General features: G+C 67.5%; 17 protein-coding genes. 11 read left to right on the top strand and 6 right to left on the bottom strand.

Features of this window, described 5'->3' with window-relative positions; all coding sequences use genetic code 11:
- Nucleotides 1–30: 30 nt before the first annotated feature.
- Nucleotides 31–1,383, top strand: a complete 1,353-nt coding sequence (locus C1A30_RS20190) for a DNA polymerase IV (protein WP_200828381.1) — start codon at nucleotides 31–33, stop codon at nucleotides 1,381–1,383.
- On the opposite strand, the gene C1A30_RS20195 is transcribed toward C1A30_RS20190, so the two are convergent.
- On the bottom strand, nucleotides 1,365–1,817 hold the full coding sequence (locus C1A30_RS20195; protein ID WP_101949897.1) for a hypothetical protein: 453 nt from the start codon (nucleotides 1,815–1,817) through the stop codon (nucleotides 1,365–1,367). The two genes, C1A30_RS20190 and C1A30_RS20195, sit on opposite strands and share 19 nt — an antisense overlap.
- Before the next feature lie 12 nt (nucleotides 1,818–1,829).
- A complete protein-coding gene (locus C1A30_RS20200; RefSeq protein ID WP_101949898.1) occupies nucleotides 1,830–2,762 on the bottom strand; it encodes an asparaginase in 933 nt (310 codons plus the stop codon).
- A gap of 43 nt (nucleotides 2,763–2,805) precedes the next feature.
- On the opposite strand from C1A30_RS20200, the gene lspA reads away from it, so the two are divergent.
- From lspA to C1A30_RS36355, 7 genes are all read left to right on the top strand, one after another.
- Nucleotides 2,806–3,369, top strand: coding sequence for a signal peptidase II (lspA, locus tag C1A30_RS20205; RefSeq protein ID WP_101949899.1), 564 nt, complete (start codon nucleotides 2,806–2,808; stop codon nucleotides 3,367–3,369).
- Nucleotides 3,366–4,295, top strand: a complete 930-nt coding sequence (locus tag C1A30_RS20210; protein ID WP_101949900.1) for an RluA family pseudouridine synthase — start codon at nucleotides 3,366–3,368, stop codon at nucleotides 4,293–4,295. Before lspA ends, C1A30_RS20210 begins: the two co-directional genes overlap by 4 nt.
- Nucleotides 4,292–5,194 (top strand): EamA family transporter RarD, encoded by a 903-nt coding sequence (gene rarD / locus C1A30_RS20215; protein ID WP_101949901.1) that lies wholly within the window; start codon nucleotides 4,292–4,294, stop codon nucleotides 5,192–5,194. Before C1A30_RS20210 ends, rarD begins: the two co-directional genes overlap by 4 nt.
- A gap of 30 nt (nucleotides 5,195–5,224) precedes the next feature.
- Entirely contained in the window at nucleotides 5,225–5,605 is a 381-nt protein-coding gene (locus C1A30_RS20220) for a YciI family protein (RefSeq protein ID WP_101949902.1), read from the top strand.
- A gap of 22 nt (nucleotides 5,606–5,627) precedes the next feature.
- Nucleotides 5,628–6,830 (top strand): RNA polymerase sigma factor, encoded by a 1,203-nt coding sequence (locus C1A30_RS20225; protein ID WP_235010009.1) that lies wholly within the window; start codon nucleotides 5,628–5,630, stop codon nucleotides 6,828–6,830.
- A gap of 31 nt (nucleotides 6,831–6,861) precedes the next feature.
- Entirely contained in the window at nucleotides 6,862–7,575 is a 714-nt protein-coding gene (locus C1A30_RS20230; protein WP_101949903.1) for a TetR/AcrR family transcriptional regulator, read from the top strand.
- 72 nt (nucleotides 7,576–7,647) lie between these two features.
- Nucleotides 7,648–7,782 carry a hypothetical protein gene (locus C1A30_RS36355; RefSeq protein WP_255413236.1) on the top strand — a complete coding sequence of 45 codons (135 nt, stop codon included), beginning with the start codon at nucleotides 7,648–7,650 and terminating at the stop codon, nucleotides 7,780–7,782.
- Here C1A30_RS36355 and C1A30_RS20235 read toward each other — a convergent pair.
- The gene (locus C1A30_RS20235; protein ID WP_101949904.1) at nucleotides 7,779–8,117 is read right to left on the bottom strand and encodes a helix-turn-helix domain-containing protein; all 339 of its coding nucleotides are present in this window, start codon (nucleotides 8,115–8,117) and stop codon (nucleotides 7,779–7,781) included. The two genes, C1A30_RS36355 and C1A30_RS20235, sit on opposite strands and share 4 nt — an antisense overlap.
- A gap of 38 nt (nucleotides 8,118–8,155) precedes the next feature.
- Between C1A30_RS20235 and C1A30_RS20240 the strand changes: the two genes are divergently transcribed.
- Entirely contained in the window at nucleotides 8,156–8,776 is a 621-nt protein-coding gene (locus C1A30_RS20240) for a carboxymuconolactone decarboxylase family protein (protein ID WP_142392635.1), read from the top strand.
- 12 nt (nucleotides 8,777–8,788) lie between these two features.
- Nucleotides 8,789–12,316 (top strand): DNA polymerase III subunit alpha, encoded by a 3,528-nt coding sequence (dnaE, locus tag C1A30_RS20245; protein WP_101949905.1) that lies wholly within the window; start codon nucleotides 8,789–8,791, stop codon nucleotides 12,314–12,316.
- An 87-nt stretch (nucleotides 12,317–12,403) separates the two neighbouring features.
- Here the strand turns inward: dnaE and C1A30_RS20250 are convergent, their stop codons facing one another.
- Both C1A30_RS20250 and C1A30_RS20255 read right to left on the bottom strand, forming a co-directional pair.
- Entirely contained in the window at nucleotides 12,404–13,237 is an 834-nt protein-coding gene (locus C1A30_RS20250) for a class I SAM-dependent methyltransferase (protein WP_101949906.1), read from the bottom strand.
- Between the two features lie 35 nt (nucleotides 13,238–13,272).
- Entirely contained in the window at nucleotides 13,273–14,019 is a 747-nt protein-coding gene (locus C1A30_RS20255) for a hypothetical protein (protein ID WP_101949907.1), read from the bottom strand.
- Nucleotides 14,020–14,048: 29 nt separating this feature from the next.
- Between C1A30_RS20255 and C1A30_RS20260 the strand changes: the two genes are divergently transcribed.
- Nucleotides 14,049–14,450 carry a polyketide cyclase gene (locus C1A30_RS20260; RefSeq protein ID WP_101950343.1) on the top strand — a complete coding sequence of 134 codons (402 nt, stop codon included), beginning with the start codon at nucleotides 14,049–14,051 and terminating at the stop codon, nucleotides 14,448–14,450.
- Here the strand turns inward: C1A30_RS20260 and C1A30_RS20265 are convergent.
- Nucleotides 14,447–14,638, bottom strand: a complete 192-nt coding sequence (locus tag C1A30_RS20265) for a hypothetical protein (RefSeq protein ID WP_101949908.1) — start codon at nucleotides 14,636–14,638, stop codon at nucleotides 14,447–14,449. The two genes, C1A30_RS20260 and C1A30_RS20265, sit on opposite strands and share 4 nt — an antisense overlap.
- Nucleotides 14,639–14,724 lie beyond the last annotated feature (86 nt).

Genomic DNA, 14,724 nt, shown 5'->3' on the forward strand with positions numbered 1-14,724 from the left:
GCCCTAGCATCGGCGGTTGTGGATCGCTGGGTGCTGCACTTCGACATGGATGCGTTCTTCGCATCCGTCGAGCAGTTGACCCGGCCCACGCTGCGGGGCAGGCCGGTGCTCGTCGGCGGTCTCGGCGGGCGCGGTGTGGTGGCGGGCGCCAGCTACGAGTCGCGGGTGTACGGCGCGCGCTCGGCCATGCCGATGCACCAGGCCCGCCGCCTGGTCGGCGCCACCGCCGTCGTGCTGCCGCCGCGCGGCGTGGTCTACGGCGTGGCCAGCCGCCGCGTGTTCGAGACGGTCCGAACCCTGGTGCCGGTCCTCGAGCAGTTGTCGTTCGACGAGGCGTTCGGCGAACCCCCGGAACTTACGGGTGCGACCGCCGCCGACGTCGAGGCGTTCTGCCGACACCTGAAGACCAGAATCCGCGACGAGACCGGGCTGATCGCGTCCGTCGGCGCCGGCTCAGGCAAACAGATCGCCAAGATCGCGTCCGACCTGGCCAAGCCCGACGGCATCCGGGTGGTACGCCGCGACGAGGAAACCCTTCTGCTGCACGGCCTTCCGGTGCGCCGGCTGTGGGGTATCGGGCCGGTGGCCGAGGAGAAACTGCATCGGCTCGGCATCGAGACCATCGGCCAACTCGCCGCGCTGTCCGACGCCGAGGCCGCGAACATCCTCGGCACGGCCGTCGGTTCCGCGCTGCACCGGCTCGCGCAGGGCATCGACGACCGGCCCGTCGCCGAGAACGCCCCCGCCAAACAGATCAGTGCGGAATCCACCTTTCCCGAAGACCTGACCACGCTCGATCAGCTGCGGGAGGCGTTGGGGCCCATCGGCGAACACGCCCACGCCCGGTTGGAGAAGGACGGTCGCGGCGCCCGCACCGTCACGGTCAAGCTGAAGAAATCCGATATGAGCATCCTGACGCGGTCCGCGACGCTTCCGTACGCCACCACCGATGCGTCGACGCTGACCGCGATGGCCCGGCGGCTGCTGCTCGACCCCCTCGAGATCGGCCCGATTCGTCTTGTCGGCGTTGGGTTTTCGGGGTTGTCCGACGTCCGCCAGGAATCGCTGTTCCCTGACCTGGAATTGGCGGCCGAGGACGTGTCGAACAGCACCAGCCTGCCGCCGACCGTCACCGAACTGGCGGCCACCCCGCCCGCATGGCGGATCGGCGACGACGTGGTGCACACCGACTACGGCCACGGCTGGATTCAAGGGGCGGGACACGGCGTGATGACCGTGCGGTTCGAAACGCGCGGCACGGGCCCAGGACCCGCGCGCACGCTTCCCGACGACGAGCCACGGATCGCGCGGGCCAACCCCGTCGACAGCCTCGACTGGCCGGACTACATCGAGGAGCTGAGCCGCTACCAGAGTTCGCCGTGAGAAGGGGCCAGCAGGAAGCCGTGGCTGTTGTACGTCTCGCAGCGCACCGCGCCGTCGTCAACGACGGCGCAACTCGCGCCCCAGTTCTCCAGCCGTTGTCCCGCAGGCAGGACGTCGACGTCACGGGTGAACGACCCGGTGTCCGAGTGGCGGTATTCCGCGGGCGCCCAGCTGTTGACGACGGTCTGGTTGGTGCCAGGCGGCGCATCAGTGGGCACGGCGTCGCAGCCCACCGGCCCGCCGTTCGGCCCGATGCCGCATGAGCGGCCGTCGGGTGTCCTGAAGAATACGTAGTAGAAGTCGTCAGGCGTGGTGTAGTGGCCCTGCGCGATCGGGTAGGCGCGAATGTCGTCGGCAGGCGGATCGGCGCCCGCAGGCGGTGCGGCGGCCAGCGCCAGACCGGCGATCGCGGCCGCGGTCCACCTCGACTCCATCGTCTTGTTCTATCAGCCCCAGCGGGCGACGACGTCGCCGACGGGCGAGCCCGCCGCCAGCGCGGCCATCACCAACACCCTCGCCTGCGCGGCGTGTAGTCGCGGCACCACGACCGCCCCGGCGTCCACCAGTTCGCGGCCGGGTCCGTAGCCGGCGCTGACGTGCCCGCCGGGCACCCGGGTCGACAGCGCCACCGTGACACCGTCGCGGCAGTGCCGCCGCGCCCCGTCGATCACGGCCGCGCCCGCATTGCCCGAACCGACGGTCTGCAGCACGATGCCGCGGGCGCCTGCGGCCACGCACGCATCCATCGCGACGGCGTCCGACCCGGCGTACACCGCGACGGTGTCGACCCGAGGCGCCTGCGCCGCCGACAGCGGCCCCAGGTACGGCCGGGCTTTGTCACGCTGCGGCAGATACCGACCGTCGACGACGGTGCCGACCACGTGGCCGGTGAACCCGCGCAGGTCGCCAGTCGCGGTCTTCTGCAGGCCCAGCGGCTGCCACACCGTGCCCGCCAGGCTCACCAGCACGCCGAGGCCGCGGGCATCCGGGCTGCCTGCCAGCGCCAGCGCGTTGCGCAGGTTCGCAGGCCCGTCGGCGTCCGGCGCGTCGGCGCTGTGCAGCGCACCGGTCATCACCACGGGCATCGCGCCGTCGTAGGTCAGTTCCAGCCAGAGCGCCGTTTCCTCCATGGTGTCGGTGCCGTGCGTGATCACGACGCCGTCGGCGCCCGCGTCCTTGCAGGCAGTCAGCACCGCATCGCGAATTCGAGCCCAATGCGCCGGTGTCAGCTGCGAGCTGTCGACCGACATCACATCGACCACGTCGACGTCGAGGCCTGCGGTCAGATCGGAGCCGCTGCGGGTCGGCCGCTTGATCCCGTGTTCGTCGCTGCTGGTGGCGATGGTGCCTCCGGTGGTGACGACGACCAGGCGACCCATGGGGGAAATCATCGCAAAACGACTCTCCTGCGATGATGGGGGAGTGACCGATGAATCCCCGGGGACGGCCGAACCCGTGACTGACGAGGCGGCCCCGTCCGAGCCTGCACCGAAGAGGCTGCGCCTGCTGCTAGGCGTCGCCGCGGTGGTGCTCATCCTGGACATCGTCACCAAGGTGCTCGCGGTCCGGTTGTTGACCCCCGGCCAGCCGGTGTCCATCGTCGGCGACACCATCACCTGGACGTTGGTGCGCAACTCCGGTGCCGCGTTCTCGATGGCGACCGGCTACACCTGGGTGCTGACCCTGATCGCCACCGGCGTGGTGATCGGCATCATCTGGATGGGCAGGCGCCTGGTCTCGCCGTGGTGGGCGCTCGGCCTCGGCATGATCCTCGGCGGCGCGATGGGCAACCTGGTCGACAGGTTCTTCCGCTCACCGGGTCCGCTGCGCGGGCACGTGGTCGACTTCCTGTCGATCGGGTGGTGGCCGGTGTTCAACGTGGCGGACCCGTCGGTGGTCGGCGGGGCGATCCTGCTGGTTGCGTTGTCGCTGTTCGGTTTTGACTTCGACACGGTCGGCCGTCGCAAGGCCGACTCGTCCGAGTGACGACGCGGTCGATGCCGGTCCCCGAGGGGCTGGCGGGTATGCGTGTCGACGCCGGGTTGGCGCGGCTGCTCGGGTTGTCGCGGACCGCTGCGGCGGCGCTGGCCGAAGACGGCGGCGTCGAGGTGGACGGTGCGCCTGCGGGCAAGTCGGACAAGTTGACGGCGGGCGCCTGGTTGGAGGTGCGGCTGCCGGAAGCGCCTGCCCCGGTGGAGAACACGCCCGTCGACATCGAGGGCATGGCGATCCTGTACTCCGACGCCGACATCGTCGCCGTCGACAAGCCGCCGGGGGTGGCCGCGCATGCGACGGTCGGGTGGCACGGCCCGACGGTGCTCGGCGGACTTGCCGCCGCAGGCTTCCGCATCAGCACCTCGGGCATCCACGAGCGGCAGGGCATCGTGCATCGCCTCGACGTCGGCACCTCCGGCGTCATGGTGGTGGCGCTGTCCGAGCGTGCCTACACAGTGCTGAAGCGGGCGTTCAAGCAGCGGACCGTCGAAAAGCGTTACCACGCACTGGTTCAGGGGCACCCGGATCCGTCGAGCGGAACCATCGACGCCCCGATCGGCAGGCACCGCGGCCACGACTGGAAGTTCGCGGTGACCGAACACGGCAGGCACAGTGTCACGCATTACGACACGCTGGAAGCGCACCAGGCGGCCAGTCTGCTCGACATCGAACTGGAGACCGGACGCACGCACCAGATCCGGGTGCACTTCGCCGCACTGCACCACCCGTGCGCCGGGGACCTCACCTACGGCGCCGATCCGACCTTGGCGAAAAAGCTTGGCCTGGAACGGCAATGGCTGCATGCACGGTCGCTGGCGTTCGCTCATCCCGCCGACGGTCGTCGCGTCGAGATCACCAGCCCCTATCCTGACGATCTGCAACACGCGCTGGACGTGTTGCGTAACCACGAACTGTGAGCGAGCAGCGTAGAGCGGGGTTGTTGTTCGGGGTCGGCGCGTACGCGTCGTGGGGACTGTTTCCCGCGTTCTTCCCGCTGCTGGAACCCGCGGGCGCGTTCGAAATCCTGGCCCACCGCATCGTGTGGTGTTTCGCGTTGATGGTCGTGGTCGTCGCGGCGGTGCGCCGACTCTCCGATATTCGCGCGATGTCGGGGCGCACCTGGCTGTTGCTGACCTTCGCGTCGGCGCTGATCTCCGCCAACTGGCTGATCTACATCTACGCCGTCAACAACGGTCACGTCGTCGACGCCGCCCTCGGCTACTTCATCAACCCGCTCGCCACCGTCGCGCTGGGCCTGCTGATCTTTCGTGAGCGGCTCAACCGAGCCCAGTTCGCGGCCCTGGCGGTCGCGGTCGTGGCAGTGGTGGTGCTGACGGTGGAGGTGGGTCAGCCACCGCTGATCGGGCTGGGGCTGGCGCTGTCGTTCAGCTCCTACGGCGCGGTGAAGAAGGTGGTCCCGGTCGATCCGCGGGTCAGCGTCGGCATCGAGGCGGCTATCGCGACGCCTTTTGCGCTGGCCTTCCTCGTCGTCATCGAGGTCACCGGCCACGCGACGTTCACCAGCCTCGGCGCGGGCCACATCGCGCTGATGGTGATGTCCGGCGTACTGACCGCGGTGCCGCTGCTGCTGTTCGCGGCCGCCGCACAGCGGCTGCCGCTGGTCACGCTGGGGCTGCTGTTCTACCTGACCCCGGCCATGCAGTTGACCTGGGGCGTGGTGGTCGGCCACGAGCCGATGCCGCCCGCGCGCTGGCTCGGCTTCGGGCTGATCTGGGTGGCGCTGGCCGTTTTCAGCGCCGACGCGCTGTGGCGGGCCCGTGTCGATCGGCGCGCACTCGAATCGTCATCCCTGTGATGACACCATCGAGTCAGGAGGAAACCAGTCATGCGCTACGGCCTGTTGATGCACTACCAGGAGGGCTCTGAGATCGGGTTGACGGAGGAGGACATGGCGCCGGCCATGGCCGCCTTCCAGCGGTACGCCGACGACCTGTCGGCCGCAGGCGTGCTCGTCAGCACCGACGTGTTCGAGTCCGTCGTCGCCACCACCACCGTCACCGCCAACAGCGGCACCCTCGAAATCCAGGACGGGCCGTTCGCCGACACCAAGGAGAAGCTCGGCGGCATCTTCGTCATCGAGGTCGACAATCTGGACGAGGCGCTGAAGTGGGCGCAGCGCAACCCCGCCAACAGTTGGGGCTGGATCGAGATCCGCCCGGTGGGACGGACCTACGCCGCGGACCGCGGGTGGTACACCCCTGAGTGAGCCTGCCGACGTAGGAGCCCGGGTGGCGGCACTCACCCGGGACTCCTACGGCAAGCTGCTCGCCGTCCTGGCGGCGCCGACCCGCGACATCGCCGCCGCCGAGGACGCGCTGGCCGACGCGCTGGAACGCGCGCTGGTCCGCTGGCCAGACGACGGCGTCCCGGCCAACCCGGAAGGCTGGGTGCTGACGGTAGCGCGCAATCGACTGCGGGACCTGTGGAAGTCTGCGGGGCATCGGATGACCGAATCGCTGGGTGAAAGCGACTACGCTGCAACGGCTTTCGATGATCACACGCCCGCCGTCCGCGACCGGAGGCTGGAGCTCATGCTGGTCTGCGCGCATCCGGCGATCGCGCCGAACATCCGGACGCCGCTGATGCTGCAGTGTGTGCTCGGCGTCGAGGCCGCCGCCATCGCCACCGCGTTCGCCGTTGCGCCTGCGACGATGGCGCAGCGACTGGTGCGCGCCAAGAAACGCATCCGCGACGCGGGCATCCCGTTCGTGCTGCCGGAGCCCGAGGATCTGGCACGGCGGCTACCGGCCGTGTTGGAGGCGGTCTACGGCGCCTATGCGATCGACTGGCAGTCCGCGCCGCAGGGCGCACCCGTCGAATCCCTGGCAGCCGAGGCGCTGCACCTGGCACTGGTGCTCGCCGAGTCACTGCCCGACGATCCGGAGGTGCTCGGCCTCGCGGCGCTGGTGTGCCTGTCGGAGGCGCGCAGACCGGCCAGGCGCACCGCCGACGGCTGCTTCGTCCCTCTCGACGAACAGGACAGCGGACTGTGGGATTCGGCGTTGATCACCCGCGGCGAGGCGTTGCTGCAGCGCGCCCATCGACACGGTGCCCCTGGCCGGTTTCAGTACGAGGCGGCGATCCAGTCGGCCCATTGCGCCAGGGCGGTGCACGGCACCGTCGACCTGGCCGCGCTGCGGAAACTGCACCGTGCCGTGCTGCGGGTGGCACCGTCGCTCGGCGCGGCCGTCGCGGCGGCGGCCGTCGACGGCCAGATCGACGGCGCGCCAGCAGGGCTGCGTGCGCTGGACGGCATCGACGACGCGGCCGTGGCGCGGTTCCAGCCGTACTGGACGACGCGGGCGCATCTGCTCGCCGAGGCGGCACGCCCCGCGGAGGCCGCGGGCGCCTTCCGCAGAGCGATTGCACTGACCGCCGACGCGGGGGTGGCCGAGTACCTTTTGCGGTGTTTGCGTACGATCACCGGTTGACCGGCCGATAGCTATGCCATAGCGTTTGCTCGTGGAGTCTGACGCGGAGCCGCTACCTGCTGCCAGGGGGCGGGGCCGCCCCGTAGGTGCCGATTCGGCCGAGACACGTGCGCGCATCCTTCGCGCGGCCCGCGATGTGATCAACGAACGCGGCTTCGAAGGCGCCAATTTCCAGGCCATCGCCTCCCGCGCCGGACTCAGCAGGCCGACCATGCACTACTACTTCCACGCCCGCGAAGAGATCTTCGAGTGTTTGATCGCGGAGTCGTATTCGATTGTCGCCGACTGCATTGCGCGAGCGAAACGCGAAGACACCCTGTTGAATCAGCTGTCGAAGTTCGTCATCACAGCACACCGGTCGGGACTAGCGGACCGGTCGATGCTGCAGTTCACGATCACCGCCAGGTTGGAATCCCAGCGCAGCTCCAGCCTGCGCGAGCAGCGCAGTCCGGTGCTATCGGCGGTCCACGGCTTCTACACCACGATCGTCGAACAGGCCGTCGCCCGTGGTGAGATCGCCGCAGACACCGACGTCGGCGCCGTGGTGAACATGCTGCTCGCGCTGTTCCTCGGAATGGGGTTCTACGCCGGATTCATTGCCGATGAAAACGATATGCCGGCCGTTGCCAAGCAACTTCATCGGCTGATGACGCACGGATTGCTGGATCGCCGCAGGAACGGTCGTCCGCTCACCGTCGCGCCGCCGGTGTCCGCCGGGGCGGGTGTCGACGCACTGACGGGCTGACGACTCGCGCGATCTTCTTTTCGAGGGAAACACCCGATTTCTTTCGGCGCCGGCCGCAATACCGTTCTGGGCATGGTTGGCATCTGGTTCGCAATCCTCGTCGCGGCATTCATCGCGGCCGGGATTCTCACCCAAGTCGGCTGGGAACTGCGTCCAATGCCCGCGGTGAAACGGATGCTGCGGCGCGGACGCTCACGCGTCGACTAACTCGCGTCGCGGGGAACCGCCGCACCCGCCCAGCGGTCGGCCCAATCCTGTAGTGGCTCAAGGGCAGTCATCAACGCCCGGCCTTGCGCGGTCAGACGGTAACCACCGGTGTCATGGTCGACTATGCCGAGGTCGCGAAGCTCGCGAAGCCGGGTGTTGAGGGACCCGGGGTTGGAGTCGCAGGCGTCCTGCAGGGCGCGGAAAGTCAGCGGCTCGCCGCGAAGCTCCCACAGCACCCGTAAGGCTCCACGCCGGCCCAACATGTCCAGTGCCGCCATGATCGGCCTGCCCGACGTCGACCCCCGCACCGGCGAACCGAATTTCGGTGAAGTCATGCTTCACATTTTGTAGCACGACCGCGTAGGGTGCCAGCATGACATGCTACAAATTTGATAGCGCCAGGATCGCTCCGCCGCCCGCGCCGCTCGACCCGGACATGCACGACGCGATCGATGCGGTCATGAAAGGCGCACCACCGCTGCAGTTTTTCCTGGTCATGGCCCGTGATCGACGGCTGTTCTTCAAGTTCTTCAACGCCGGCCTGCTCGACCGCGGGCATCTGACCATCAGGCAGCGCGAGATCGTCATCGACCGGGTGACGGCGTCGTGTGGTGCCGAATACGAGTGGGGAGTGCACGTCACGGCGTTCGCGGCGAAGGCCGACCTCACCGAGGCCCAGATCCTCTCGCTGGTCACCGGCGGACCCGACGACGACTGCTGGGCCGACGACGACCGAGTGCTCATCAGGTTGTGTGACAGCCTCCAGCAGACGTGCGCGATCGACGACGACCTCTGGGCTGAATTGACCGCGCGCCACAGTGACGAGGCCATTCTGGAGTTGCTCATGCTGGCAGGCACCTACCGGACCGTGAGCTACTTGGTGAACGGTCTGCGGCTGCCGCGGGAACCCGGCGCCCGCCGGTTCCCGGAACAGCGAACCGCCGCAAAAGACACGCACCTCGACACGCCGGGATCTGTCGGCGCTCGGTCATAGACTGGCGTCCCTATGAACTCCTTCGTGCACCTCCACAATCACACCGAGTACTCGATGTTGGACGGTGCGGCGAAGGTCAAGCCGATGCTCGCCGAGGCGCAGCGGCTGCAGATGCCCGCGATCGGGATGACCGACCACGGAAACATGTTCGGCGCCAGCGAGTTCTACAACGCCGCCACGGAAGTGGGCATCAAGCCGATCATCGGCATCGAGGCCTACATCGCGCCGGGTTCGCGCTTCGAGACCAAGCGCATCCTGTGGGGCGATCCGAGCCAGAAGGGTGACGACGTCTCCGGCAGCGGCTCGTACACCCACATGACCATGGTGGCCGAGAACGCCACGGGTCTGCGCAACCTTTTCAGGCTGTCGTCGATGGCGTCGTTCGAAGGCCAGCTCGGCAAGTGGGCGCGCATGGACGCCGAACTGATCGCCGAGCACGCCGAGGGCATCATCGCCACCACCGGCTGCCCGTCCGGCGAGGTGCAGACCCGGCTGCGGCTGGGCCACGACCGCGAAGCGTTGGAGTCGGCGGCGAAATGGCGCGAGATCTTCGGTGCCGATAACTATTTCCTCGAGCTGATGGACCACGGCCTCGACATCGAGCGCCGGGTCCGCGAGGGGCTGCTGGAGATCGGCCGCAAGCTCGGCATCCCCCCGTTGGCCACCAACGACTGCCACTACGTCACCCGCGACGCCGCGCACAACCACGAGGCGCTGCTGTGTGTGCAGACCGGCAAGACGCTGTCGGATCCCACCCGGTTCAAGTTCGACGGCGACGGCTACTACCTCAAGTCCGCCGCCGAGATGCGCCAGATCTGGGACAACGACATCCCCGGCGCGTGTGACTCCACCCTGCTGATCGCCGAGCGGGTGCAGTCCTACGCCGACGTGTGGGAACTGCGCGACCGGATGCCGATCTTCCCGGTGCCGGAAGGACACGATCAGGCGTCGTGGCTGCGTCACGAGGTCGACGCCGGCCTCGCGCGTCGGTTTCCCGACGGTGTGCCGCAGGAGTACATCGACCGCGCCGCCTATGAGATCGAGGTCATCTGCGCCAAGGGCTACCCGTCCTACTTCCTGATCGTGGCCGACCTGGTGAGCTACGCCAGGTCGGTCGACATCCGGGTCGGGCCCGGCCGCGGTTCGGCCGCCGGGTCACTGGTCGCCTACGCACTGCGGATCACCGACATCGACCCCATCGAGCACGGGCTGCTGTTCGAGCGGTTCCTGAACCCCGAACGCGCATCGATGCCCGATATCGACATCGACTTCGACGACCGCCGTCGCGGTGAGATGGTGCGCTACGCCGCCGACAAGTGGGGCAGCGACCGGGTCGCCCAGGTCATCACCTTCGGCACCATCAAAACCAAAGCGGCGCTGAAGGATTCGGCCCGCATTCACTACGGCCAGCCCGGCTTCGCGATCGCTGACCGGATCACCAAGGCGCTGCCGCCGCCCATCATGGCCAAGGACATCCCGCTGTCCGGTATCACCGACGCCAACCATGAGCGGTACAAGGAGGCCGCCGAGGTCCGCGGGCTGATCGACACCGATCCCGACGTCCGCACCATCTACGAGACCGCCCGCGGTCTCGAGGGTCTGATCCGCAACGCCGGCGTGCACGCCTGCGCAGTGATCATGAGCAGCGAGCCGCTGACCGAGGCCATCCCGCTGTGGAAACGGCCGCAGGACGGCGCGATCATCACGGGCTGGGACTACCCGTCGTGTGAGGCCATCGGCCTGTTGAAGATGGACTTCCTCGGCCTGCGCAACCTGACGATCATCGGTGACGCGCTGGAGAACATCAAGGCCAACAGGGGAATCGAGCTCGATCTGGAGTCGGTTCCGCTCGACGACCCCGCCACCTACCAACTGCTCGGCCGCGGTGACACGCTCGGCGTGTTCCAGCTCGACGGCGGGCCGATGCGTGACCTGCTGCGCCGCATGCAGCCCACCGGTTTCGAGGACGTCGTCGCCGTCATCGCGCTGTATCGACCCGGCCCGATGGGCATGAACGCGCACAACGACTACGCCGACCGCAAGAACGGCAAGCAGGCCATCAAGCCGATCCATCCCGAACTCGAGGAGCCGCTGCGCGAGATCCTGGCGGAGACGTACGGCCTGATCGTCTACCAAGAGCAGATCATGCGCATCGCGCAGAAGGTGGCCAGCTACTCGCTCGCTCGAGCAGACATTCTGCGAAAAGCCATGGGCAAGAAGAAGCGCGAGGTGCTCGACAAGGAGTACGAGGGCTTCTCCGAGGGCATGAAGGCCAACGGGTTCTCGGCGGCGGCCATCAAGGCGCTGTGGGACACGGTGCTACCGTTCGCCGACTACGCGTTCAACAAATCGCATGCCGCCGGGTACGGACTGGTGTCGTACTGGACGGCGTATCTGAAGGCGAACTACCCGGCCGAGTACATGGCGGGCCTGCTGACGTCGGTCGGCGACGACAAGGACAAGGCCGCGGTGTACCTGGCCGACTGCCGCCGGTTGGGCATCACAGTGCTGCCGCCCGACGTCAACGAGTCGAGCCTGAACTTCACCTCGGTCGGGGAGGACATCCGCTACGGCCTCGGGGCGGTGCGCAACGTCGGCGCGAACGTCGTTTCCTCCCTTGTCGCTACCCGCACCGAGAAGGGTAAGTACATCGACTTCTCGGACTACCTCAACAAGATCGACATCGGCCCCTGCAACAAGAAGGTGACCGAATCGCTGATCAAGGCGGGGGCGTTCGACTCGCTGGGGCATCCGCGCAAGGGGCTGTTCCTGATTCACACCGACGCGGTCGACTCGGTGCTCGGCACCAAGAAGGCCGAGGCGATGGGCCAGTTCGACCTCTTCGGCGGCGCGGACACCGCGACCGACGCGGTGTTCACCATCAAGGTGCCCGACGAGGAGTGGGAGGACAAGCACAAGCTGGCGCTCGAGCGCGAGATGCTGGGTCTCTACGTGTCGGGGCATCCGCTGAACGGCGTCGCGCACCTGCTGGCCATGCAGGTTGACACGCAGATCCCGGCCATCCTCGACGGGGACGTCGCCAACGACGCCCAGGTGGTGGTCGGCGGCATCCTCGCGTCGGTGAACCGCAGGGTCAACAAGAACGGTTTGCCTTGGGCGTCAGCGCAATTGGAAGACCTCACCGGCGGCATCGAGGTGTTGTTCTTCCCGCAGACCTACTCGATGTACGGCGGCGAGATCACCGACGACGCGGTGGTGCTGGTCAAGGCGAAGGTGGCCGCGCGCGACGACCGGATCGCGTTGATCGCACACGAACTCGTGGTGCCGGACTTCTCCAGCGCGCAGGTGGACCGACCGCTGGCGGTCAGCCTGCCGACGCGGCAGTGCACCGTCGACAAGGTGTCGGCGCTCAAACAGGTGCTGGCGCGGCATCCCGGCACGTCGCAGGTGCATCTGCGACTCATCAGCGGTGAGCGGATCACCACGCTGGAACTGGATGCCTCGCTGCGGGTGACACCGTCGTCGGCGTTGATGGGCGACCTGAAGGCACTGTTGGGACCCGGCTGCCTCGGCGGCTAGCACGCATACGGACCCGAGACTACGGTTTCTGACGAGATTCGGCCCAGAATTCGTCAGAATCCGTAGTCTCGCGGGTCATAAGTGAAATCAGAACGCGTAGCGCAGGATTCGGGCCTTACGCGCGCCGGCCTTGCTCGTGCCGGCCAGTTTGGTCGCCACCCGGATCCAGCCCGGGAACAGGTCGATCTCCGGTTGGTGGGTCAGACTGGCCTCCTCGACCAACGTCATCCGCGGGTTCCACGTCTCGGGGTGGTGCGCGTCCTTGAATCCTGCGTAGCCCCACTGGCTTCCGACGTCTTTGAACATCTTCTGCGGTGCGACCCTGATGGCCAGCTTGCTGAACCAGCCGATGCGTCCGTAGTCGTTGAATGCCAACTCGCCGGTGCGGAAGTGCTCGGTGATCCGCAGGAACACGTCGACGATGACCGCTTCTGGAAGGAAGGCGAACAACCCGTCGGCGATCAGTATCGTCGGGCGATCCGCCGGAATCGTTTCCGGCCAACGCTTTTCGGTCAGCGACACCGGCACCGAATGCGAATGCGGGTCGGCGGGCAGCACCTCGTCGCGCAGCGCCATGACGCCGGGCAGATCGACGCTGTACCAATCCACTGAGGCCGGTGGCTGCACCCGGTAGAAGCCGCTGTCGAGGCCGGCGCCCAGGTCGACGACAACGGCATCCGGATGCCGACGGATGAACGCGCGCACTCGATCGTCGAGCATTCTTGCGCGCAGCGCGGTCTGGCAGATCACACTGGTCTGCACGCCCAACCCGGCGAAGTCGTAGTCGATCTTGCCGACGACGTCGTCGGCAAGCGTGTCGCCGAGGATCGGTCGCGCCCAGCGGCTGTCCAACGCTCTGGCGTATTCGGTGAGAAATGCGGTCTGTTCGACGGGTGTCAGTGCAGCGGTTGCGATTCCCATGACCGTGAACGTACTCCTGTTTCTCGGCTGAACGATCAGCCCAAAACGTTCACCGCCCTTGCGATTACGAGTCCGGCGGTGGTCAGTGCGACCATCGCCTGCACCGTCATCATCATCTTCGCCCACCGCGACAACGGCATGGTGTCGGTCGGCGAGAACGCCACCACGTTGGTGAAGCTGACGTAGAGGTAGTCGACGAACATCGGGCGCCACCCGGGCCTGGCCAGCTTCGCGGTGTCGGGATCCATCTGAGGGAACATGAAATCGGGGTACGGACGCGTGCCCGCGCGCCGCGCGAACGGCCCGCCGCGGTCCAATTCCCAGTACCAGATACCGAACACGATGATGTTGGTGACGAATATTGCCGAGCCGCTGCCAAGCAGCAGGGCGGCGTCATTGCTCACTTCGCCGGTGATGATGCGGGCGTCCAACACGATGGCCGACAGCGTGTTGTCCAGCGTGATGGCGCCCAACAGCACCCACGTCGCGTACTTGCCGAGCAGCGTGGAACGGGTCAGTCGCAGCGGGTTGAGCACCACAAGGACGGCCAGCAGGAGCACCTCGGCGATGACCAGCGGCCAGCGCGGAACCAGCACATAACTCTTCGAGATCACCATTTGCAGCGTGATCGCGGCGATCAACGCGGCCAGCACCGGCAGCCGGCTTTCCGGATCGCCCGGCCGCAGCCACGACGGGATGTGGCGCTCGGTGTGCGAGGCAAGGAGTTCGGCGCGCTTCACGAACTCGTCGACGGCCTTCGACGGTTCCGGTGTGGTGTCCATCAGGTCAGTGTGTGCGCCACGATGGACAGATGGAGTCGCGACACGTCAGCAGATGGATCGAAGCCGGGCCAGGCACCGTCTACGAATTCGCCGCCGACCCGCACACCTGGCCGAGGTGGGCGGCCGGGTTGGCCGAGGGCGGCCTGCGGCAGACCGCCGACGGGTGGATGGCCAACTCGCCGATGGGACAGGTCACCGTCGAGTTCACGCCGGCCAACGCGTTCGGCGTGCTCGACCATGTGGTGCGACTGCCGACCGGCGAAGCGGTCTACAACCCGATGCGGGTGATTCCGGGCGGCGTCGGCGAGGACCGCTGCGAGGTGCTGTTCACCGTGCGCCGACGCGACGGTATGACGGAGGAGCAGTTCGACGCCGACGTCGCGGCGGTGGCCGCGGACCTGGAGACGCTGCGGCGGCTGGTGGAGGCCTAGCGGCGCTGGAACGCGCCCAGCGTCAACCAGACCATGGTGCCTGCGGCCGCGGCGGCCAGTACCGACGGCGCGGCGCTGCCGGTCGCGACGGCGACGATCACCAGGACGACGAACGCGATGGCAAGCGCGAGCAGCTTGTACACCGGCCATGGCACGCCGGCGATGCTGACTTCGTCCCGCACGGTCATGTTTTGACGATATCTCGCAATTGAGTTTTCGGTCAACCGAAACACGGGTCGGTGGCCTGCTTTGCTAGCGGGTCTAAGCTGGCGGA

The sequence above is a fragment of the Mycobacterium sp. 3519A genome (assembly GCF_900240945.1).
Taxonomy (GTDB): Bacteria; Actinomycetota; Actinomycetes; order Mycobacteriales; family Mycobacteriaceae; genus Mycobacterium.

Excerpts from the sequence above, each read along its gene's own strand:
- C1A30_RS36355 (WP_255413236.1), top strand. The coding sequence starts at position 7,648 with ATGGTTGGCATCTGGTTCGCAATCCTCGTCGCGGCATTCATCGCGGCC.
- C1A30_RS20195 (WP_101949897.1), bottom strand. The coding sequence starts at position 1,817 with ATGGAGTCGAGGTGGACCGCGGCCGCGATCGCCGGTCTGGCGCTGGCC.
- C1A30_RS20240 (WP_142392635.1), top strand. The coding sequence starts at position 8,156 with ATGACATGCTACAAATTTGATAGCGCCAGGATCGCTCCGCCGCCCGCG.
- C1A30_RS20200 (WP_101949898.1), bottom strand. The coding sequence starts at position 2,762 with ATGGGTCGCCTGGTCGTCGTCACCACCGGAGGCACCATCGCCACCAGC.
- dnaE (WP_101949905.1), top strand. The coding sequence starts at position 8,789 with ATGAACTCCTTCGTGCACCTCCACAATCACACCGAGTACTCGATGTTG.
- C1A30_RS20255 (WP_101949907.1), bottom strand. The coding sequence starts at position 14,019 with ATGGACACCACACCGGAACCGTCGAAGGCCGTCGACGAGTTCGTGAAG.
- C1A30_RS20220 (WP_101949902.1), top strand. The coding sequence starts at position 5,225 with ATGCGCTACGGCCTGTTGATGCACTACCAGGAGGGCTCTGAGATCGGG.
- C1A30_RS20260 (WP_101950343.1), top strand. The coding sequence starts at position 14,049 with ATGGAGTCGCGACACGTCAGCAGATGGATCGAAGCCGGGCCAGGCACC.
- C1A30_RS20235 (WP_101949904.1), bottom strand. The coding sequence starts at position 8,117 with ATGACTTCACCGAAATTCGGTTCGCCGGTGCGGGGGTCGACGTCGGGC.
- C1A30_RS20250 (WP_101949906.1), bottom strand. The coding sequence starts at position 13,237 with ATGGGAATCGCAACCGCTGCACTGACACCCGTCGAACAGACCGCATTT.
- C1A30_RS20265 (WP_101949908.1), bottom strand. The coding sequence starts at position 14,638 with ATGACCGTGCGGGACGAAGTCAGCATCGCCGGCGTGCCATGGCCGGTG.